The sequence below is a fragment of the Gluconacetobacter diazotrophicus PA1 5 genome, from assembly GCF_000067045.1.
Taxonomy (GTDB): Bacteria; Pseudomonadota; Alphaproteobacteria; order Acetobacterales; family Acetobacteraceae; genus Gluconacetobacter; species Gluconacetobacter diazotrophicus.
The window spans coordinates 3,643,039-3,660,346 of record NC_010125.1 but is presented as its reverse complement, the minus strand read 5'-3'; the positions used below and the strand labels follow the sequence as shown (position 1 = coordinate 3,660,346).

General features: G+C 66.9%; 28 protein-coding genes, 1 tRNA gene and 1 pseudogene. 24 read left to right on the top strand and 6 right to left on the bottom strand.

Going from position 1 to position 17,308, the window contains the following annotated elements; genetic code table 11:
• Positions 1-2: 2 nt before the first annotated feature.
• The 15 genes and pseudogenes from GDI_RS16890 to GDI_RS16825 all read left to right on the top strand — a co-directional run bounded on the left by GDI_RS16890 (position 3) and on the right by GDI_RS16825 (position 10,163).
• Positions 3-710, top strand: coding sequence for a baseplate J/gp47 family protein (locus GDI_RS16890; RefSeq protein ID WP_050935084.1), 708 nt, complete (start codon positions 3-5; stop codon positions 708-710).
• A 15-nt stretch (positions 711-725) separates the two neighbouring features.
• Positions 726-1,712 (top strand): annotated as a pseudogene (locus tag GDI_RS16885) (IS481-like element ISGdi9 family transposase); the annotation flags it as partial.
• A 9-nt stretch (positions 1,713-1,721) separates the two neighbouring features.
• A complete protein-coding gene (locus GDI_RS19870; protein WP_157871070.1) occupies positions 1,722-2,183 on the top strand; it encodes a baseplate J/gp47 family protein in 462 nt (153 codons plus the stop codon).
• Positions 2,184-2,186: 3 nt separating this feature from the next.
• Complete coding sequence (locus GDI_RS16880) at positions 2,187-2,834, top strand: YmfQ family protein (protein ID WP_012228225.1); 648 nt, start codon at positions 2,187-2,189, stop codon at positions 2,832-2,834.
• Positions 2,835-2,844: 10 nt separating this feature from the next.
• Positions 2,845-3,861 carry a glycine-rich domain-containing protein gene (locus GDI_RS20395; protein WP_012228223.1) on the top strand — a complete coding sequence of 339 codons (1,017 nt, stop codon included), beginning with the start codon at positions 2,845-2,847 and terminating at the stop codon, positions 3,859-3,861.
• A gap of 17 nt (positions 3,862-3,878) precedes the next feature.
• Positions 3,879-5,789: a glycosyl hydrolase family 28-related protein gene (locus GDI_RS16870; protein WP_041249560.1), complete on the top strand. Its 1,911-nt coding sequence runs from the start codon at positions 3,879-3,881 to the stop codon at positions 5,787-5,789.
• A 57-nt stretch (positions 5,790-5,846) separates the two neighbouring features.
• Positions 5,847-6,116, top strand: a complete 270-nt coding sequence (locus GDI_RS16865; RefSeq protein ID WP_041249559.1) for a hypothetical protein — start codon at positions 5,847-5,849, stop codon at positions 6,114-6,116.
• Positions 6,113-6,604 carry a hypothetical protein gene (locus tag GDI_RS16860; RefSeq protein ID WP_012228217.1) on the top strand — a complete coding sequence of 164 codons (492 nt, stop codon included), beginning with the start codon at positions 6,113-6,115 and terminating at the stop codon, positions 6,602-6,604. The genes GDI_RS16865 and GDI_RS16860 overlap by 4 nt, the downstream gene beginning before the upstream one ends.
• Positions 6,601-6,972 carry a hypothetical protein gene (locus GDI_RS16855; RefSeq protein ID WP_012228215.1) on the top strand — a complete coding sequence of 124 codons (372 nt, stop codon included), beginning with the start codon at positions 6,601-6,603 and terminating at the stop codon, positions 6,970-6,972. The genes GDI_RS16860 and GDI_RS16855 overlap by 4 nt, the downstream gene beginning before the upstream one ends.
• Positions 6,973-7,050: 78 nt before the next feature.
• Positions 7,051-7,344: a hypothetical protein gene (locus tag GDI_RS16850; RefSeq protein ID WP_012228213.1), complete on the top strand. Its 294-nt coding sequence runs from the start codon at positions 7,051-7,053 to the stop codon at positions 7,342-7,344.
• An 81-nt stretch (positions 7,345-7,425) separates the two neighbouring features.
• Positions 7,426-7,941, top strand: a complete 516-nt coding sequence (locus GDI_RS16845) for a hypothetical protein (protein WP_041249558.1) — start codon at positions 7,426-7,428, stop codon at positions 7,939-7,941.
• 79 nt (positions 7,942-8,020) lie between these two features.
• Entirely contained in the window at positions 8,021-8,587 is a 567-nt protein-coding gene (locus tag GDI_RS16840) for a hypothetical protein (protein ID WP_012228209.1), read from the top strand.
• Positions 8,588-8,626: 39 nt separating this feature from the next.
• Entirely contained in the window at positions 8,627-8,872 is a 246-nt protein-coding gene (locus GDI_RS16835; RefSeq protein WP_041249557.1) for a hypothetical protein, read from the top strand.
• On the top strand, positions 8,869-9,396 hold the full coding sequence (locus GDI_RS16830) for a hypothetical protein (protein ID WP_041249556.1): 528 nt from the start codon (positions 8,869-8,871) through the stop codon (positions 9,394-9,396). Before GDI_RS16835 ends, GDI_RS16830 begins: the two co-directional genes overlap by 4 nt.
• Positions 9,393-10,163: a hypothetical protein gene (locus GDI_RS16825; RefSeq protein WP_012228206.1), complete on the top strand. Its 771-nt coding sequence runs from the start codon at positions 9,393-9,395 to the stop codon at positions 10,161-10,163. Before GDI_RS16830 ends, GDI_RS16825 begins: the two co-directional genes overlap by 4 nt.
• A 285-nt stretch (positions 10,164-10,448) precedes the next feature.
• Here the strand turns inward: GDI_RS16825 and GDI_RS16820 are convergent, their stop codons facing one another.
• Together GDI_RS16820 and GDI_RS16815 are read right to left on the bottom strand one after the other, a co-directional pair.
• Positions 10,449-10,772 (bottom strand): hypothetical protein, encoded by a 324-nt coding sequence (locus GDI_RS16820; protein WP_012228205.1) that lies wholly within the window; start codon positions 10,770-10,772, stop codon positions 10,449-10,451.
• Between the two features lie 56 nt (positions 10,773-10,828).
• Positions 10,829-11,296 carry a hypothetical protein gene (locus GDI_RS16815; RefSeq protein WP_012554535.1) on the bottom strand — a complete coding sequence of 156 codons (468 nt, stop codon included), beginning with the start codon at positions 11,294-11,296 and terminating at the stop codon, positions 10,829-10,831.
• A 265-nt stretch (positions 11,297-11,561) separates the two neighbouring features.
• Between GDI_RS16815 and GDI_RS16810 the strand changes: the two genes are divergently transcribed.
• Both GDI_RS16810 and GDI_RS16805 read left to right on the top strand, forming a co-directional pair.
• Positions 11,562-12,689, top strand: coding sequence for a hypothetical protein (locus GDI_RS16810; RefSeq protein WP_012228201.1), 1,128 nt, complete (start codon positions 11,562-11,564; stop codon positions 12,687-12,689).
• Positions 12,682-12,915, top strand: coding sequence for a hypothetical protein (locus tag GDI_RS16805; protein ID WP_041249555.1), 234 nt, complete (start codon positions 12,682-12,684; stop codon positions 12,913-12,915). The genes GDI_RS16810 and GDI_RS16805 overlap by 8 nt, the downstream gene beginning before the upstream one ends.
• A 52-nt stretch (positions 12,916-12,967) precedes the next feature.
• On the opposite strand, the gene GDI_RS16800 is transcribed toward GDI_RS16805, so the two are convergent.
• Positions 12,968-13,159, bottom strand: coding sequence for a hypothetical protein (locus GDI_RS16800; RefSeq protein ID WP_012228196.1), 192 nt, complete (start codon positions 13,157-13,159; stop codon positions 12,968-12,970).
• Positions 13,160-13,345: 186 nt separating this feature from the next.
• Between GDI_RS16800 and GDI_RS20515 the strand changes: the two genes are divergently transcribed.
• From GDI_RS20515 to GDI_RS16790, 4 genes are all read left to right on the top strand, one after another.
• Entirely contained in the window at positions 13,346-13,477 is a 132-nt protein-coding gene (locus GDI_RS20515; RefSeq protein WP_012554538.1) for a hypothetical protein, read from the top strand.
• A 17-nt stretch (positions 13,478-13,494) separates the two neighbouring features.
• Positions 13,495-13,632 carry a hypothetical protein gene (locus GDI_RS20100; protein ID WP_012228192.1) on the top strand — a complete coding sequence of 46 codons (138 nt, stop codon included), beginning with the start codon at positions 13,495-13,497 and terminating at the stop codon, positions 13,630-13,632.
• Between the two features lie 14 nt (positions 13,633-13,646).
• Positions 13,647-14,366: an SH3 domain-containing protein gene (locus GDI_RS20510; protein ID WP_012228190.1), complete on the top strand. Its 720-nt coding sequence runs from the start codon at positions 13,647-13,649 to the stop codon at positions 14,364-14,366.
• A 93-nt stretch (positions 14,367-14,459) separates the two neighbouring features.
• Complete coding sequence (locus tag GDI_RS16790; RefSeq protein WP_012228188.1) at positions 14,460-14,699, top strand: hypothetical protein; 240 nt, start codon at positions 14,460-14,462, stop codon at positions 14,697-14,699.
• 27 nt (positions 14,700-14,726) lie between these two features.
• On the opposite strand, the gene GDI_RS16785 is transcribed toward GDI_RS16790, so the two are convergent.
• The gene (locus GDI_RS16785) at positions 14,727-15,005 is read right to left on the bottom strand and encodes a hypothetical protein (protein WP_012554541.1); all 279 of its coding nucleotides are present in this window, start codon (positions 15,003-15,005) and stop codon (positions 14,727-14,729) included.
• 131 nt (positions 15,006-15,136) lie between these two features.
• Between GDI_RS16785 and GDI_RS16780 the strand changes: the two genes are divergently transcribed.
• Together GDI_RS16780 and GDI_RS20095 are read left to right on the top strand one after the other, a co-directional pair.
• A complete protein-coding gene (locus tag GDI_RS16780; RefSeq protein WP_012228183.1) occupies positions 15,137-15,442 on the top strand; it encodes a hypothetical protein in 306 nt (101 codons plus the stop codon).
• 118 nt (positions 15,443-15,560) lie between these two features.
• A complete protein-coding gene (locus GDI_RS20095) occupies positions 15,561-15,728 on the top strand; it encodes a hypothetical protein (protein ID WP_173363388.1) in 168 nt (55 codons plus the stop codon).
• Between the two features lie 25 nt (positions 15,729-15,753).
• Here the strand turns inward: GDI_RS20095 and GDI_RS16775 are convergent.
• Positions 15,754-15,830, bottom strand: a tRNA-Arg gene (locus GDI_RS16775).
• A gap of 67 nt (positions 15,831-15,897) precedes the next feature.
• Complete coding sequence (locus GDI_RS16770; RefSeq protein WP_041249554.1) at positions 15,898-17,007, bottom strand: alpha/beta fold hydrolase; 1,110 nt, start codon at positions 17,005-17,007, stop codon at positions 15,898-15,900.
• Positions 17,008-17,065: 58 nt separating this feature from the next.
• On the opposite strand from GDI_RS16770, the gene GDI_RS16765 reads away from it, so the two are divergent.
• Positions 17,066-17,302 carry a zinc-finger domain-containing protein gene (locus GDI_RS16765; RefSeq protein WP_012228172.1) on the top strand — a complete coding sequence of 79 codons (237 nt, stop codon included), beginning with the start codon at positions 17,066-17,068 and terminating at the stop codon, positions 17,300-17,302.
• The last annotated feature ends 6 nt before the right edge of the window (positions 17,303-17,308 follow it).

Here is a 17,308-nt window from a genome sequence, read left to right as displayed (position 1 = left end):
CCTTGACCCAACTGCGGCAGCAGGCGGTGCAGGATGTCGTCAATGGCGGCATTCCCGGCGTCGTGGCCCTGCTGCGCTTCTCGGTTCTCTATGTGCTGTGCATGGTGCTGGCCGGCCTGGCATGGCTGCACTACGGCTATATCGACTGGGTGTCGCTCCAGTCCGTGCCCTGGACGGCCGAGGATGAATTCCTCGCCGGATGGGCGGCGCTCAAGAACGTCTTCCTCAAGCCCGCGACGGCCGCGTCGGGCCCGGTGTCGTTCACGGCGAGCGGCACGTCGATTATCCCGGCCGGTACGTCGATCACCCTGACCGGCGGCTATGTCGCCACCACGACGGCCGACAGCGTCACGGCCAATGGCACGACGGTGGCCAACGCCACCATGACCACAACCGGCGCGGCGGGAAACCTGCCGGCCGGCACGATCGCGACCCTCAGCAGCCCGGTGCCCGGGATCCAGACATCCGGTGTCGTCACGACCTCGTGGACCGGCGGCGCCGACATCGAGGACCAGACCTCGTTCCGCAGCCGCATGATTGCGGCCTACCAGGCGGGCGGCACGAACGGCAAGGTGGCGGATTATATCGGCTGGGCAACAGATGTGCCCGGCGTCACGCGGGCGTGGGTCACGCCCAATGGCTTCGGGGCGGGCACGGTGGTGCTCTACATGTTTGGTCCCGGGATTTGGTGGTGCATTATTTTCACATGAGTGGAAGGATGCGCTATGGGCCAGGTTCACCACGGAAGCGCCACGACGACAGCGGCAGTCCGTCGAGCGATACAACATAGTCAAGAGAGCCTGAGGGTTCTGGCGAAACGCTACGGGATCAACCCGAAGACGGTCGCCAAATGGAAGGGGCGGACCGATACGTCGGATCGACGCACCGGTCCGAAGGTCGCATCCTCAACCATCCTGTCGACCGAAGAAGAAGCGATCGTTGTGGCCTTCCGTCGCCATACCCTGCTGCCTCTTGATGATTGCCTTTATGCGCTTCAGGCGACGATCCCGCATCTGACGCGATCTTCCCTGCACCGTTGTTTTCAGCGCCATGGGATCAGCCGCCTGCCCGAGACCGAAGGCGACAAACCGAAACGGTCGAAGTTCAAGAGTTATCCGATCGGCTATTTTCACATCGACATTGCTGAAGTCCGCACTGAAATGGGGCGCCTTTATCTTCTGGTGGCGATCGACCGGACCTCGAAATTCGCTTTTGTCCAATTGCACGAGAAAGCGACACGTCGCGTTGCCGGTGACTTCCTGCGTGCTCTGGCCGCTGCGGTTCCCTACCGCATCCATACCGTGCTGACCGATAACGGCACGCATTTTACCGATCCGGCCGGCAATGGATGGACACCCGAAGACATCAAGGCCATGCGGGCGGATGGTGTCCTGTTCCGGTGCCACTCTTTTGAACTGGCCTGTGCTGATCTCGATATCGAGCATCGACTGACAAAGCCGCGACATCCCTGGACGAATGGCCAGGTCGAGAGGATGAACCGCACGATCAAGGACGCCACCGTCAAGCGCTTCTACTACGAAACACATGACCAGTTGCGTCAACACCTCGCCGACTTCGTTACCGCCTACAATTTCGCCCGCAGGCTCAAGACCCTGCGCGGCCTCACTCCATATGAATTCATTTGTCAGCAGTGGGAAAAAGAACCATCACGGTTCATACATAATCCGCACCACCAAATCCCGGGACCAAACATCTACATCATGCTGGACGAGGCCGAGGCTGAATATGGCGGCTTCCCACAGGGCACGAACGGGGCTGCGCCGTCCGACCCGCGCTACGCGGCCGCCACGGGCGACCAGGTGACGGTCGCCAACGCGATCGTCACCGAGCAGACCGTGACCGCCCTGGTGATCGTCTGCGCGCCGGTCGCCCAGCCGACGCCCTTCACCGTCACGGACCTGGGCACCGCGAACACGGCGGCCAACCAGGCAGCCATCACCGAGGCCCTGCAGGACATGTTCACCCGCCTGTCCTCGCCGGCGGGAACATGGCAGGCGCCCGGGGCGGCGGTACTGAACGGAACCATCCACCCGAATATGTGGGAGGAGGCGATCGGCGCGCTTGGCCTGCCCACCTTCACTGTCGCCTCGCCGTCGGGCCCCGTCGTCGGGGCCACGAACGGCGCCATGCCCACGCTGGGCCCCATCAGCTTCGCGTCGTGAGCCATGGCCGCACCCTCCTTTTCGCTGTCGGATTTCCGATCCGCGCTCCTCCGCCTGCTGCCCACCGGACCGATCTGGTCCCGCGAGCCGGGTAGTCTGCCTTACTTGATCGCCGCCGTCTGGGCCCCGACATTCCAGCGCAATGGCGACCGGGCGAGCAACCTGCTGGCCGACGCCTTTCCGTCCACGGCGGTCGAGCTGCTGCCGGAATGGGAATCCACGCTCGGCCTGCCGGACCCGTGCGCCGGGACCAGCCCGACAATCGAACAGCGCCAGGCGCAGGTCGTCGCGCGCCTGACCGATAACGGCGGATCGTCGATTGCCTATTACACGGCGCTGGCGAAATCGCTTGGCTACGACATCACCATTACGCAGTACGTCCCCAGCCGGTTCGGAAAGACGTTCGGCGGCACATTCGGCGGTGACGCCTGGGCCTACGCCTGGAAGATCAGCGCTCCACAATTCACCATCCAGCAACGGCAGTTCGGAAACGCCTTCGGCGAGCCCTACGCGACATGGGGTAACACCGTCCTGCAATGCGAAATCCGCACCCGCGCGCCCGCGCACACCGTCCTCCTGTGGGATTATGGCGGCCAGGGTAATCCGGCGGTTCTGGGAACTTTCGAAATCGACTTCAACACGCTGGAATGATAGGACTCGCATGCAACTGATCATCGCACCGAACACGGTGGCGAAGGCCAATCGGGACATCATGCCCACGACCGGCACGCCCGGCTGGGCCACCGATGGGAATCCCGCGCTCGGCATCCCGGCAACGGGCGACCTGGCCTGCCATTACAACATGATGATGGCGGAGGTGATGCAGCCGATCCTGGACGCCGGCATGGATCTGGACGCCACAAACTGGGGGCAGCTATCAGCTGCGATCCAGGCGTTTGTCGCAAAGGAGACGCAGCGCGCCACCACGGTCGAGAGCAACCTGCAATCGGGCAAGGCGGCGGCGACGGACCTGCAAAGCGAGGTCACGCGAGCGGAACAGGCGGAGACGGCTCTGGCGGCGTCGATCCAGGACGCGTCCGGCCCCTGGAACACGGCGACCGCCAGCGCAACGGTGGCGGCGCCCGCCTGGGCGACCCGCCTGGAACTCTGGATGACCGGCGGCGGCGGCGGCGGTGCAGGCTGCCAGGGCACGTCGACCAGTGGCGCGATATCCGGCGCCGGGGGTGGATCTGCGGCAACCGTGTACGCGATGCTATCGGTCGCGAGCGGGGCGTCGGTCGCGCTGTCCGTTGGCGCCGGAGGGGCCGGAGGCATCGGCACGGCGGCCGCTGCGGCAGGAGGGGCCAGCGCCGTCGTGGTGAGCGGCACTACCCTTGCCACGGCGAACGGGGGTGGCGGGGCAAGCTGGTATTCCGCCAATGGATCGGCTGGGGCATCCGGCGGAGATTACGCCTCGGAGGCATCGGCCGGTGTCCTGCAGATCACCCAGATCAAGGGGGGCAGCGGCGGTGACGGGCAGGGACAGAATTACGTCTTCGCCGGGAACGGCGCGGCCTCTCATTGGGGCGGCGGTGGCCGTGCGGGGGCAGGCGGCGGCATTGCCGGCGTGGCCTGGGGGGCCGGCGGTGGGGGTGCGTACGACGTGTCCGGTTCGGGCACCGTATATTCGGGGGGCGCCGGTGCCGGCGGCGCCATCATGTATCGGTTCCTGCCATGAGAAAGAATATCGTCCTGATGCGTGTCCTGCCCATCCTCCTCTGCGTGGCCGCCCTGCTGCCGGTGCGCGCGCCTGCCCAATCGACCGTGCCGCAATTTTCGCCCGGCCAGATCCTGACCGCCGCCCAGCTGACGGCCATGCAGCAAGCCAAGGTCGATGTCGCGGGCGGGTCGTCCACCGGCCAGAAGCTGACGACGCCGTCGGTGACCGGCGGGATGCTGGACGGGGCACAGACGGTTAACGGCATTGTCGCCAGCACCCAGTCCCGCACGCTGGCCGCGCATCTCGGCGATGTGGTCAACGTGCTGGATTATGGCGCGGACAATACCGGCGCGACCGACGCGGTCGGCGCGATCAATCAGGCGATCGCGACCGGGCGGAATGTGTATATCCCGCAGGGCAGATATACGATCACGGCCGGCTGGATCGACATGACGACGCCGGGCCAGCGCGTCTATTGCGACGGCCCGCAGACGACGCTGACCGTCGCGCGGGCGGGCTATGCGCCGTCACCGGCCCTGGTCATCGAGGCCGGCGCCGTCGGCGCTGAATTTCTCGGCTGCACCATCGACCACAACGGCGCGCAGTTTCTTGGGACCGGGCCCTTTGTTCCCCTCGCCTGGAACAACACCACGAACGGCACGCACACCAATGACGGCCTGGGAATCGCGGTGCTGGTCATGGCGGATTACGCCCGCTTCGAGGGTGCGGTGACGCGCGGCTGGGACACCTGCATCGGGCTGGGCCGGTTCGATTTCCAGACCGGCCAGCAAACCGCGTCGCCCGCGCCGAAAAGCCCCGTGGTGACGCACGCCTACACGTCGTATTGCGGCATCGGATCGCACAGCTACACCCCGATTTTCCGCCAGGGACCCGGGGTCGACGTGCTGACGGCCACCGGGGCGATCGTCTCCGACAGCGTGGACTACATGTCGTATGGCGGGTTCTGGATCGACACCTCCGGCGGGGCCAACGCGCAATTCGTCAATCTGACGTCGTGGTATGCCCAGCGCTCGCCGACGCTGTTCACGGGCGGCTGGGGATATACCCCCGGGGGCGTGGCATTCTATCTGTCCGGCAGTAATGAGGCGTTCGACGGATCGACAGGACCGCTGCTGGCAGGCTCGTCCTGCACGAACTGCACCGCCATCCAGCCGCAGATGCAGGGCCTGGTCACCGATCTGCACTCCAACGGGCTGACGATCACCAATTTCCATGTCTCGCGATCCGGCATGCAGTGCATCTGGCAAAAATCGGGCCACACCGTTTACAACAACGTGCAGTGCGATACGCCGAATTACCTGGCAGGCCAGACAATCGCCGCAGGCGAGACACCGGCCCCGCAGGTCGCGGCGGTCCAGATCGACGCCAGCAACACCAGTGACGTCACTGCCCCCGATATCCTCCACACACTGGCCGAATTCCACGCCCTGTCGGTCACGTCGGCGGGATCGCCCTCCTATATCTACACCTTGTCTTTGGGATCATACGGCAACAACCCGGCCGTGAAGCTGAACGGTGTCAGCCTGACGCCCGGCACGGCCGGCACGTTTTACCGCGGGGCCGGCGCGCTCAGCATCCTGGACCCGTCGCTCTATGCCGCCTCGTCCCTGGTCAGCAGCTCGACAGCCCCTGTCATCGCCAGCGGGTTCGGAACGGGGCCGACGCTTCAGACAAACGGATCGGCCGCGTTCTCGGTCACGGTCGGCACGTCACCGGGATCGTCGGGCGTCCTGACGCTGCCGGCGGCCTACCACGGCTGGGTCTGCGACGCGGCGGATATCACCACGCAATCGGCCACGGTGTTTCAGACCCGGCAGACCGGATCGACGACGACGACCGTGGCGCTGGCCAATTTCACCACGTCCGGGGCCCAGGCACCGTGGCTTGCAGGGGATACCCTGTTGGTCAAGTGTTCGGGATATTGATGACCCCCGACCAGACACCATGGCCGCCTCCGGGCGGCTTTTTTTTTGGAGGGCCGGATGGCCGACGAGACTGCCGATTACATCCGGCGGCCCGAATACGAGGCACTGCGCGACGACGTGCGCGATATCGACCGCCAGATCGCCATCCTGAAAAACGAGGTCAGCAGCACCAAGGCGGACCTGCAGGACCTCAAGCAGGGGCTGCGGGACCTGCTGGCCGAGGTCAAGAAAGGCCAGTCCCTGCGCGGCGTCGTCAGCGGCGGATGGGCGGCTCTCGGCACCGGGTTCGCCCTTGGCCTGGCCAAGCTCCTGAAGCTGGAATCATGACCGGCCTGATCAGCGACCTCAAGGCTCGCATCATCCTGCCTGTCCTGACAGCATTGGCATTGCCCGGTGATCCGGTCGCGCGCCTGCAGCTGGCGACCGGTATCGGCAATGCCGAGACCGGATACCGGACCAAGGTGCAGTCCGGCGGTCCGGCCCTCGGGTTCTGGCAGGCCGAACCCGCCACCCACGACGATGTCTGGCTCCGGTCTCTGCCGGCCCACCCGGATATTGGGAGGGTCCTGCTCGGCTACCTGCCGGCGCGGTTCGGCGGCCGACCGATCGGCGCCGCCGAGGCGATGGTCGAATGCGATGCCTATGCGGCCGGCGTGGCGGCGGTCGTGTTCTTCCGCAGCCCTGTCCCGCTGCCGCCGCGCGACGATCCCGTCGCACAATGCGCGGCCTGGAAGCGTGGCTACAACACCGCGCTGGGCGCCGGCGCGGTCGACCGCGCCCATATCGCACTCTTTCAGCAGGCGATCGATGCATGACCGATCCGGCTTCCTTCCTGGTGACCGTATGGTCGCTGGTCGCACCGATGCTGCCCGAACGCTGGCAGCAGGCGATTCCGCTGCTCGTGGGCGCGTGCTGCTTCGGCGCGGGCGTGATCCTTCAGTTTTGGACCCCCGCCGCGGGCTCGCGTCTGGCGTGGCTGTGGCGGCTTCTGACCTGGCTCAATGCCGCCCGGGGCCGCAACGCCCCGGTCATCCAGCCCGGCATCAAAAGCCTGGCGATCCCCGCCGATGCCGATCGTGGCGTCCTGGCGGCCCGGATCGGCCTGGACCCGGACCGGGCCAACCCTCGCCGGCTGCTGCGGACGCATGGGGTTCCCGGCCTGCCGCCGCCCGATCCTGGCTGACTGCGCGGATCCGGCGCGCACCCCTCGTTTCCTCAACCCGCACCGCCCCCTGGGCGGTGTTTTCATACGGAGGCCCCTATGGCCGATCTGAGTTCCGTCTCCACTCTGGAGACCCTGATTTCCGAAATCGCCGGCAAGAGCGAAAGCGCCGCCGTCAAGGCCGACATCGCCATCGCCGGCACGGCCGTGTCCCTGCTGGCGCAGACGCTGGTCCCGCGCCTGGACCCGGCGCTGGATCTGGCGTTCGTGGATGCCGCGCTGACCAAGGTGTTCGCGGGCCTGGCCGACCTGAAGGCGGCGCTCGCCTCGACTGCCGCGCCTTCGGCGGCACCGGCTGAAACCGACCCGGCCACTCCGGCGCCGACGGCCTGACGGCTTCCTGCCGTCCAACCCGAAATCTTTCTCGATCTGTCACCCAGGCGCCGTGTGGCGCCTTTTTTAGGACCTGAACACATGACCTGTATCTTTCGTAGTCTCGCCGCCGCCCTCCTCGCCGTGGGCGTGTCCGTCCCGGTCGTCGCCTGCACCACGACCGGCGGCACCGCCACCATCAGCACCGCCGAACTGAGCGCCGATGCCGGCGCGATCGCGTACGCCGCGCAGGCGATCGAAGCGATCCCCACGCTGTCCTCGCACCTCAGCACGGACCAGGTCGCGCAGGTGAATGACGCGCTGGCCCAGATCAAGACCATCACCGCGCAGATCAGCGCGGCGTCGGGCGGCACGATCGACATCAACACCGGTAAGGGCTGGGCATCGTCGCTGGCCACCGAATTCCAGGTGGTCCTGACCGTCGCCGGCACGGTCGCCTCGACGCTGGATCCCGCCGTCGCCGGCTACATCAAGACGGCCGAACAGATCATCCCGCTGATCGAGGCGGCCGCCGGTCTGACGCCGGCGACTGTCTCCCTGGTGGCCACCGCGCCGTCGGCTCCCGCCATCCGCGCCGATCTCTATCGCGGCATCTGACCGGCCCGGCGGCGCATCCTGTGGTGCGCCGCCGGTAACGGGCTGATCTGGCGCCACAAATCACTCGGGAAAAATTAACATGTCGAATCTCTCCCGCCGTTGCCTCCTGCGCGGTGCGTCCGCGCTCGTCGGCGCCGGCGCCCTGGGTGCGTGTACGGTCACGACCCGGAACGGTGTCACCACGATTGCGATCAACGTGACTGAATTCACCGCCGACGCGACGGTTGCACTGAATGTGGTCAAGACGGTGCTTGGCTTCACCGGCGTCCCTTCGGCCGTGGTGACGGCAACGAACGCGGCCATTGCCGCGATCGAGGGCGGTCTGGCCGCGCTCAAGACGACGGCGGGGGCGTCCGTGACCCTGACGTTCGATTCGACCAGCGTGCCCGGCGCCGTGTCGAGCCTGATCGCGGATATTCGCCTGGGGGCGTCCGACATCTCGGCGGCCGCCGCGCTGGAAGGCTCCGCCATCGGTACCGTTCTTGCGGCGGAGATTTCGAGTGTATCAGCCGACGTGGCCAGGATCGCCAGTCTGCTGCAGGGCATCGTCACCGCGACGGTCGGCATCTCCCTCGCGCCCGAGGACGCCGCGCGCGACCGGGTGGCCCGGATTGCTGCCATCAAGATGCGGCATGGGATCGCGTAGCGCCATCTTCCCCACCAGAAACAAATTTGGAGAAATACCATGACCACCACCGTTACCGCGAAATTCCGCTGCGATAACATCGAGAAAACGGAATATAGCACTAACGTATATATGTCTCCGGACTGCTCCGGGAACTATTTCGAACCGAACGTCGATCACCCGAACAAGTCATTCTGGGAGGCCACGCCTTCAGGCAGCTTGTTCATGTGTATCACCAATAAGGAGGCTGCAGCAGCCTTCGAGTGTGGCGCAATCTACACGCTGACGTTCGAAAAAGACGAATGACGGCGCGCATACGTCTCTACCGGCCGGACGATCTGTTCGGCCGGGCCATCTGCTGGCGCCTCGAATCGCAGTGGTCGCATGCGACGATCGAGTTCGACGGGACGATCTACAGCGCTACGGCACCACGGATCGTCGCAGTGCCATTGGACGATCCGTCATTCGGCCTGCCGCCCCGGTCCGGTGAGGTATTCGACGTGCGGCTGTCCGCGGCCGAGGCTGCTCAAGCCCTGGCCTACTGCCGATCGATGGTCGGCAGTGGGTACGACGTCCTGGCCATGCTGGGTTGGGCGTTCCGGGTGCGCGGGCTGCAATCCAGGCATCGTGTCTACTGCTTCGAGCTGGTCTACGACGGCCTGGCCGCCGCCGGCGTCTTCCCCGCCAGCAAACGTTTGCTGACCGGCGACCAGCTGCTGGTCGACCTGTTCGAGGCCGGCCGGGTCGAGCGCCTGCCCGGCGGCACGCACGCCCGCGCCGCCATGCAACGCCAGCCCGCCATCGTGCGGGCCCCGAGGATCACGATATGACTGCCCGCAAGCTCGGTTGTCTCCCCGCCGCAACGCGCCCTGGCCAGCCCGTCTTGACTGGGCTGCGCATGATGGCTCGGCAGTCGCCCCCGCGCCTGATCCGCGATCACATCGACCCGGCGCCGCTGATGCTGGGCAATGACGTCCTGGGCGACTGCACGGCCGCCGGGATCGGCAACCACATCCGCGCGACGGCGGCGCTGGCCGGCTACCAGGTCGCGGTGCGGGCCGAGGACGCCGAGGCGTTCTATACGGCCTCGACCGGTTATGTCCCGGGCGATCCGTCCACCGACCAGGGCGGCGTGGAAGTCGATGTCCTGACCCATGCCGCACGCAATGGTTACGCGCTGGCCGACCAGACGCTGTATCCGGTGTGGGGCTCGGCCGATCCGGAAGACCTGAACGGGCTGCGCAACATCATGGCCGGGCTGGGCGCGGCGTATCTGGGGGTGCAGCTCGCGCTGGCCGACCAGCCGGAGGACGGGGTGTGGGATACGACCACGCCGGGCGACCAGACGCCCGGATCGTGGGGCGGGCATTGCCTGCTGGCCTGGGCCTATGACGGGACGGCCGAGGATTCACTGGTGTCGCTGCTAACCTGGGGCGGCATTCGCAAGGCGACCTGGCGCTGGGTGCGGTCGCGAATCATGGAGTGCCATGGGCTGGCCTGGCGGCAATTGATGCCGGCCGGCGGCCTGGCGCCGGCCGGCGAGGACTGGGACGCGCTGGTGGGGGCTAACCGAGATTATCTGACTATGGCAATCTAGCGGCCACGACCTTTCGGCACCTCTGAAGGTAGGTCGGATCGCGTTGCTTCTCGATGCTATAGATTAACTTATTGTAACAAGAGTGTGGGTATCTATGGGGGCATCACCACAATCATGCGCCCATAATATCTAATAATATCATAAAAATAACCTTCACTTGTGAGGGAAACCCCCTCCACCAATTCTCCCGATCAATCAGTATCATGACGTTTCACGCGGCTGGTTTTCCGCCTGCGTACGCCATTCTCCGTCTCGCATTCCGAATGAGGTCCCGCCCTCGACGCGTCAGATGACCTCGTAGGCGAAGAAGGTCGAGATCAGCGCGATCGCGATCAGGCCCAGCAGGAAGCATATGTCGGCCGCGGCTTCGCACAGGGGGCTCAGGCGTGGGCGGTTGGGGTGGCGCATCGCGATATAGGACCACAGCGCGCTGGCGAGGAACAGCAGCGAGGTCAGGGCGGCGTATTCGTCGACATGCGAGGGACCGGTGCGGGCCTCGACGATCTTGACCAGGCCGATCAGCGTCACGCAGACGCCGATCATCGTTCCCGCGCTCGGCAGGATGTGGTGCGACAGCGTGCGCCTCTGGGTGGCCGGCGGGTCGTTCATGGTCTCGCCCTCTTTTGCCCGGTCCTGGTCGTGGGGTCTGGCCGCCGCGGCGGACCTTATTCGGCGATCCCCTCCTTCTTCTTCTCGCGTTCGGCCCCGATGCTGATCCGCTGGAAGGCGGCCAGGGCGAGGACGATGATCGTCGCGACGACCAGCAGCGATGCCGGATACAGGATATCCACGGGGTGCTTGTTGCTGGCTTCGAACACGCCGACCAGGCCTTCGATGAAGACGGCGATCACGATGGTGGTGATGAACTTGGTCAGGCTTGCGCGGGCCTGGCTGAGGCTCTGCTTTCCCCGGGCCTCGATCACTTCCTCTTCGACGAAATACTTGGCGACGTCGAAGACCGCGACCGAAATGACGACGTAGCTGATGGCTTGCAATACCGCGTCCCGCCCGTCATGCCACGATCGTCCAAGGGTCGCGAGCAGGTCGAACATACCGAACGCGATGAGGAGGAGTGCCAGAAGCATCAGCATGATACTGGCAAAGGCGAAGGCCAGGCGTGACAGATGTTGCATGTCGGGGATGATTTCTCCTCTTTTCCCATGCTGGAGGCGGAATGCGGAGCGGCCTGACGTGCCGGCCATCCGTCGTCAACGCGTCGGGCGCCGGGAAGGTTTCTGATGCGCGACCCAACGGTTCCCGATGGACCGGAGAGGTTTTGAAACAGTCTTTCACACGCATGGGCTTGCCCCATCGGGAAAGGCGGGGATATCTGTCCGCACGGATAAGGATGCGACGCCCCGTCGGGACGGCGTGTCGGGGCGACGACGGGAATGATACGTGACAGGTGATGTCATCGGCCGGGCACGCGCGTGGTGGCCTGGCCTGCGGCGGGACGGTGCGGTGTGGATTGTTCCGCTGCACGTGCTGCTGCTTCTGATTCTTGCAGTACAGGCCTGGCCCCAGGGTGGCGTGGCGAATGCGATGTGCCACTGGGACTGTGCCTGGTACGAGCAGATCGCCCGGCAGGGATACGATGTGCCGCCGCGCGTCGGTCCGGCGGATTTCGGCCAGGCCGCCTGGGCGTTCTTTCCGCTTTATCCGCTGATGCTGCGCGGGGTGATGGGTGCGACCGGGCTGGGGGCGCACGGGGCGGGATTCGCGATCAATGCGGTGCTGTTTCCCGTACTGGTGCTGCTGGCGGCGTCCTATATGCGCGGGCGGGTCGGCGACGGCGGGGCGGACGGCCTGTTTCGTATCGTAACCTTCATGGTCCTGCCGACAGGTTTCTGGTACCGCCTGCCTTATACCGAATGCCTGTACGGGGTCCTGCTGCTGGGCTGCGTGATGGCGATGGCGCGGGGGTGGACGATGGGGGCGGCCCTGCTGGCCTGCGCCCTGTGCCTGACGCGGCCGACGGGCCTGTTCTGCGTCATCATCGCCGGGGCCTGCCACGCGCTGGCGCCGTGCCCGGACGGGAAGGCCGACCGGCCCACCCGGCTGGTCGAGGGCGCGGTTGTCGTTCTGGCGGGGGCCGTGGGGCTGGCCCTGTTCATCTTCTTCCTCGACGCTTTGGTGGGGGACGGCCTGGCGTTCGCGCATGCGCAGGTGGCCTGGGGCCATCAGGCACGCCTGCCGATCCTGTGGATATGGAAGGGCTTCACCCACACCCGGACGCTGCATCTGAGCATTGCGGCGCTCCTGGAAATCGCGTTGATCGCCTGGGGGTTCAGGATCGGCTGGAGGATGGAGAGCAGCCTGCTGCTGGTGACGTTCCTGCTGGCCTGCAGCACGAGCGTGATGTCCATCCACCGTATCGTCCTGGCCAACCCGTTCGCCAACATGCTGATCGTGCTGCTGGCCTGCCGGGCGCCGCCGTCCTGGCGGCCCAGGCTGATCCTGCTCTGCCTCGGGCTGGATGCCACCCTTGCCGAGGCCTGGATGCATGGGGGCCGCTTCATTGGCTGACCGGCGCGGCAAGGCGTCCGAAGGGCGACCGGGGAATTGGCGGTCCGGACGGCTGCGCCTGCTGGGGCTGGCCGTCTTCGGTGTGTTCTGCGCGATGATCGACATGGCGGGGGTGTGGCGAGCCGGGCATCCGCACGTCAGCGATGCCTATCGTCGCCTCTATCTGGTGCCGGGCGGGATCGTGAACGGTGCGACCCGCACGGGGGCCCCGCCCCGCTGGCCGTGAAGCGCGGGGAGCCCGTAACCGGGCTCCCCGCATCCGGCCGTGGAGGGTGAGGTCAGCCCGCGGCAGCCGAGGGGGCAGGGCATTTCGTGAATTTACCCTTGGCGTCGCGGCACTTCGTGGGGGCCGGCTTGGGGCAGGTCGTGAACTTGCCCTTGGCGTCGCGGCACGGCGCGGCCGAGGCGGGGGTGGCCATGCCGGCCAGGACGACGACGGACAGGGCGGACAGGAACAGGCGGACGCGCATCGGGACCGAATCCTTTGCAGGGGTGGACGTCCAGCATGCCAGTCCCGGCCCGTGCCGGACAAGGGGCGACGAGGGGGCGGCAAGGGAAGGCGGATCGTGCGGATGTGATCGCGCGGCGGTCCTTGCCGCCGGGTCGGGGGTGCCTATGTGCTGGGGGTGAAAACCGCTTCGGAAGAAGGGGCATCCATGAACCACATGACCGCACCCAGACCATCCCCGCCCGGCCATTCGATCGGCTACTGGGCCGTCATGGTCGCCGGCATCACCATCATCGTCGCGCTGTACGCCGGTATCCTGGTCTTCGGACAGGCCTGGTAACAGGCAGGAGGGCCGCCATGTCCGGCCACACAACCGGTGCGCCCCGGGATTATGACCTGTTCTACTGGATGGTCGCGTTCGCCGCCGCCGTGGCGTGGGTCACGCTTTATGCGCTGTGCGTCGCCATCCTGTTTCACGTGCATCTGCTTCTGTAGGATCGGTGGTCCGGATGACGAAAGGCAGGAAGGTCTCGCGGGTGCTGCTGATCCCCGCGGCCCTGGCGCTGACCATCGGCGTGGCGGTGCCGGCCCTGGCCGCGCCAGGGGTGGTGGTGGGCGGCACCGACATCTTCGCCGGGCCGTCGCCCGCCTATCCCGTCGTGGGGTCGCTGCCGCCCGGCACGCCGGTCGAAATCTTCGGCTGCGAGTCCGGCTGGGGATGGTGCGACGTGGCCGAAGGGCCCTATCGCGGCTGGGTGCCGGCCGGTCAGGTGCAGGTCGTGTATAACGGCGTGGCGGGGCCGTTGAGCCAGTATGGCCCCATGGTGGGGCTGCCGCTGGTCGGCTTTGCCTTCGGCAATTACTGGGGCGCGCATTATCGCAACCGTCCGTGGTTCGCGACGCAGGATCGCTGGGGCGGCGGCGGGCGGCGGCCCGGCTTTGTCGGACCTGTCCGGGGCCCCGGAGGCGGTGGAATCGGCAGGCCCGAGGGCGGGCCTGGAAATAGGGGCGGAGGTGGCCGCTCCTGGCAGGGCGGTCCGCGCGGTGGCGAAATGCGCGGGGGCGGCATTCCCGGCGGGCAGCATGGCGCCCCGGGCGGGGGTGCGCCGCGCGGTGGGCCGCCGCATGCCCCCGGAGGAGGGGGCCGTGGCGGGGCCCCCGGCGGGGGGCATGGAGGTGGCGGTCATGAAGGCGGGCATGGCGGTGGCCACGACAACCATCGCGGCTAGCATTCTCCGGCCAGTGTTCTCCCGTCCGTGTGTCGGAACTTTGCTGACGTCCACGGGTTCCGTGTGGGATCCCTGCGATGGAGGGCCAGGTCCATGACTCATGCTGCTGGAATTATCGGCCACATTCTGGTCAATGAATGGATGACCGGCAGGGTGCACCCCGGCGCGGGGGGCCATGGCGCGGAAGCGGGGCAGCGCGGGAGCGGACCCGATGCCCTGGGCCTGCGTCCCGTCTGGTCGGTGCGGCTGGGCGGCCGGGTGCCGTCATGGCCGGGCTATGTCGCCTCGGTCCGCCATATGTCGCGGCGTGTGGTGTTTCGACGGCATCGGTGACGAAGCCCCGGAACGGCATGTGCCGGCTCAGTGCAGCGGCACGCCCGCCGTCGCCAGAAGCGCGTGAAGCAGGATCAGGATCAGCACCAGGCTGATCAGGACGGAAAACGCGCCGCCGAAGACCCGAAAGGCCGCGACGATCATCCCGACCAGCAGGATGACCAGCAGGGCGGTCTGCAATTCCCCGACGATGCCCATGCTGGCCAGGATCTGGCGGGCCATATGTTCGATCGTCGCGATCGCGGTGACGATCAGGCCGAACAGGCCCAGCGCGATGCCGGTGACGAGGGCGATGGCACGATCCATGCGAGGGTCCTTACGGAAGAGATGACGCATGATACGCGTACGTCCGGCGACCTGTCGCGTCCCTGTTGCGGTTGCCCGCCGCTTGGCTGGATAATGGCCCTGCAGTTCGCGGCGCGAGGGGAGAAAGCGGGATGGCCGTCTACATGATCACGTACGACCTGAAGGCGTTCGAAAAGAGGAATTACACCGGCCTGTACGACGCCATAAAAGGATACGAGCACTGGTGCCGTCCCTTCGAAGCGGTCTGGTTCGTGGACACGGTCACGAAAAGCGAGGCGGATATCTCGATGGAGTTGAAGCCCCACCTGCAGAGCGAAAACGGCGATACGCTTCTGGTGATCCGGGTCATCCAGGAGCGCTCGGGCTATTACAGCGCGAAATGCGTGGACTGGATGCAGTCCGATTCGCGGACGTGGCGGACGCCTGCCGTCAGGTAGGACGGACCCCCGCCACGCCCTTGCCCGGCGGGGGTACCGGGTCCTTCGTGACGGCAGTTTGTCGAAGCGATTGAACTTGCAGGGAATCATCGCGTTATCCTCAAAACAGGAGAACGAGATGAAGAGAATTGTTTTGGGCGCCGTGCTGCTGGCGATGGTCTCCGGCACGCTTGCGGCCTGCGAGCAGCACCGGACGTTCGGACAGAAGGTCCAGGATACGCTCGACCCGCCCAAGGGCCCGGGTGAACGGGCAGGACGATCGATCGATCGCGCGACCGGAAATTGAAGATGGCGCCATGATGATGGGAGAATGGCGGACTCGAAAGGATTCGAACCTTCGACCTTCGCCTTCGGAGGGCGACGCTCTATCCAGCTGAGCTACGAGTCCAGTGACGCCTCCATACCCTGAACGGCCAGAAGACGCCAGCCCCGTGGCGGGATTTATTTGGCCAGGATTATTTGGCCAGACTGTCCAGTGGGGCGAGCAGCAGGGGCGGGGCGTCGCTGCCGTCATGGGGCTGGGCGGACCATGTGGCGGCGGCTAGGTCGCCGCCCGAGGGCAGGGGCTGGTCGGGCGCGGTGATCCAGTCCGCCACGTCGCCGATCACCGCGTCGCGGCTGCGGCCGCGCATCAGCAGATGATAGCCGCCGGGCACGTAGTCCCGCCGCACGCCCGGGGGCAGGCGGCGCCACAGGTCGGCCATCGCCTGGGGCGGGACCAGCTGGTCGTGGCCGCCATAGACCACCAGCGCCGGGCCGCGCAGGCGCGGGGCGTCGTCCGCCGCGTGCCGCATCAGCGCCGCCAGGCCGGACAGGGCGCGCATCCGGGTCGCGCGCAGGGTCAGCGGGTCGTAATACAGCCGCCGCATCGCAGCCAGATCGTCGCCCGCGACGACATGCACGGGCAGTTCGTGCCCGGTCATGCGCCAGTCCGGGGCGGTTGCGGCCAGCAGCCGCAGCACGGTCTCGGCTTCCGGGCCCAGTTTCCACGCCGCCGGGGCCAGCAGGATGGTGCCGGCAATGGGTGGCGTTCCGGGCGGGGCATCGGGCTGGGCCATCAGGCAGGTCAGCACCGCGCCGCCCATGCTCTCGCCCATCAGGTAGAGCGGCACGCCCGGGTGGCGCCGGGCGATGATCCGGGCTTCGTCGCCCGCGTCGCGCACCATCTGCCCGGCCCCCGCCCAGCCGCCGCGATCGCGCATGCCGCCGAAGCCGCGCAGGTCGGGGGCGTAGAGCGTGATGCCGCGCGCGGCCAGGGCCGGAGCCGGGATTTCCCAGGCGTCGCGGCTGTCGTCGAATCCATGCAGCGCCAGCACCACGGCGCGTGGGTGCCCGCCCGCGGCCGGCCACATGCGCGTGGGCACGCGCGTGCCGTCGGGCAGGGTCAGGGTCAGGTCCGGGGGCACCAGCCGGCCGTCCGCCGCCCAGGCCGGCGGCGGGCGCGGGATCGGCGGATCGTGCAGCGCGCATCCCCCCGCCAGGGCGGCGGGGAGCAGGGCCATGAGGAGGCGACAGCGCAGGCGTGAGAGGCGACGGTTTGAAAGCACGGCAATCCTGCGTATCATCGCGCGTCATTCCTGGCCACCGGCCGATACGGCCACAGTACGACGCGGAGCGCACATCATGCAGGCCCAGACCCAGACCACGCAGCCCCATCCCCAATACCCGACGCCGCACCCCCGCCTGGGCCATGTCGAAACGGTCATCGTCCAGTCGCGCGTCCTGTCCTGCGACGGGGGGCTGGGGGCACTGGGCCATCCGCGCGTCTGGCTGCGCATTGCCGATCATCAGACGTTCTGCCCCTATTGCTCGCGCCTGTTCGTGCTGAACCCGGATGCCGGGGACGACAGCGCGCACTGATTCCAT

Excerpts from the sequence above, each read along its gene's own strand:
- GDI_RS16830 (WP_041249556.1), top strand. The coding sequence starts at position 8,869 with ATGACGGCGCGCATACGTCTCTACCGGCCGGACGATCTGTTCGGCCGG.
- GDI_RS20100 (WP_012228192.1), top strand. The coding sequence starts at position 13,495 with ATGTCCGGCCACACAACCGGTGCGCCCCGGGATTATGACCTGTTCTAC.
- GDI_RS16800 (WP_012228196.1), bottom strand. The coding sequence starts at position 13,159 with ATGCGCGTCCGCCTGTTCCTGTCCGCCCTGTCCGTCGTCGTCCTGGCC.
- GDI_RS16860 (WP_012228217.1), top strand. The coding sequence starts at position 6,113 with ATGACCGGCCTGATCAGCGACCTCAAGGCTCGCATCATCCTGCCTGTC.
- GDI_RS16850 (WP_012228213.1), top strand. The coding sequence starts at position 7,051 with ATGGCCGATCTGAGTTCCGTCTCCACTCTGGAGACCCTGATTTCCGAA.
- GDI_RS16790 (WP_012228188.1), top strand. The coding sequence starts at position 14,460 with ATGACTCATGCTGCTGGAATTATCGGCCACATTCTGGTCAATGAATGG.
- GDI_RS16785 (WP_012554541.1), bottom strand. The coding sequence starts at position 15,005 with ATGGATCGTGCCATCGCCCTCGTCACCGGCATCGCGCTGGGCCTGTTC.
- GDI_RS16765 (WP_012228172.1), top strand. The coding sequence starts at position 17,066 with ATGCAGGCCCAGACCCAGACCACGCAGCCCCATCCCCAATACCCGACG.
- GDI_RS16825 (WP_012228206.1), top strand. The coding sequence starts at position 9,393 with ATGACTGCCCGCAAGCTCGGTTGTCTCCCCGCCGCAACGCGCCCTGGC.
- GDI_RS20395 (WP_012228223.1), top strand. The coding sequence starts at position 2,845 with ATGCAACTGATCATCGCACCGAACACGGTGGCGAAGGCCAATCGGGAC.
- GDI_RS16880 (WP_012228225.1), top strand. The coding sequence starts at position 2,187 with ATGGCCGCACCCTCCTTTTCGCTGTCGGATTTCCGATCCGCGCTCCTC.
- GDI_RS20515 (WP_012554538.1), top strand. The coding sequence starts at position 13,346 with ATGAACCACATGACCGCACCCAGACCATCCCCGCCCGGCCATTCGATC.
- GDI_RS16815 (WP_012554535.1), bottom strand. The coding sequence starts at position 11,296 with ATGCAACATCTGTCACGCCTGGCCTTCGCCTTTGCCAGTATCATGCTG.
- GDI_RS16845 (WP_041249558.1), top strand. The coding sequence starts at position 7,426 with ATGACCTGTATCTTTCGTAGTCTCGCCGCCGCCCTCCTCGCCGTGGGC.
- GDI_RS16780 (WP_012228183.1), top strand. The coding sequence starts at position 15,137 with ATGGCCGTCTACATGATCACGTACGACCTGAAGGCGTTCGAAAAGAGG.
- GDI_RS20095 (WP_173363388.1), top strand. The coding sequence starts at position 15,561 with ATGAAGAGAATTGTTTTGGGCGCCGTGCTGCTGGCGATGGTCTCCGGC.
- GDI_RS16855 (WP_012228215.1), top strand. The coding sequence starts at position 6,601 with ATGACCGATCCGGCTTCCTTCCTGGTGACCGTATGGTCGCTGGTCGCA.
- GDI_RS16835 (WP_041249557.1), top strand. The coding sequence starts at position 8,627 with ATGACCACCACCGTTACCGCGAAATTCCGCTGCGATAACATCGAGAAA.
- GDI_RS16840 (WP_012228209.1), top strand. The coding sequence starts at position 8,021 with ATGTCGAATCTCTCCCGCCGTTGCCTCCTGCGCGGTGCGTCCGCGCTC.
- GDI_RS16820 (WP_012228205.1), bottom strand. The coding sequence starts at position 10,772 with ATGAACGACCCGCCGGCCACCCAGAGGCGCACGCTGTCGCACCACATC.
- GDI_RS16770 (WP_041249554.1), bottom strand. The coding sequence starts at position 17,007 with ATGATACGCAGGATTGCCGTGCTTTCAAACCGTCGCCTCTCACGCCTG.
- GDI_RS19870 (WP_157871070.1), top strand. The coding sequence starts at position 1,722 with ATGCTGGACGAGGCCGAGGCTGAATATGGCGGCTTCCCACAGGGCACG.
- GDI_RS16865 (WP_041249559.1), top strand. The coding sequence starts at position 5,847 with ATGGCCGACGAGACTGCCGATTACATCCGGCGGCCCGAATACGAGGCA.
- GDI_RS20510 (WP_012228190.1), top strand. The coding sequence starts at position 13,647 with ATGACGAAAGGCAGGAAGGTCTCGCGGGTGCTGCTGATCCCCGCGGCC.
- GDI_RS16870 (WP_041249560.1), top strand. The coding sequence starts at position 3,879 with ATGCGTGTCCTGCCCATCCTCCTCTGCGTGGCCGCCCTGCTGCCGGTG.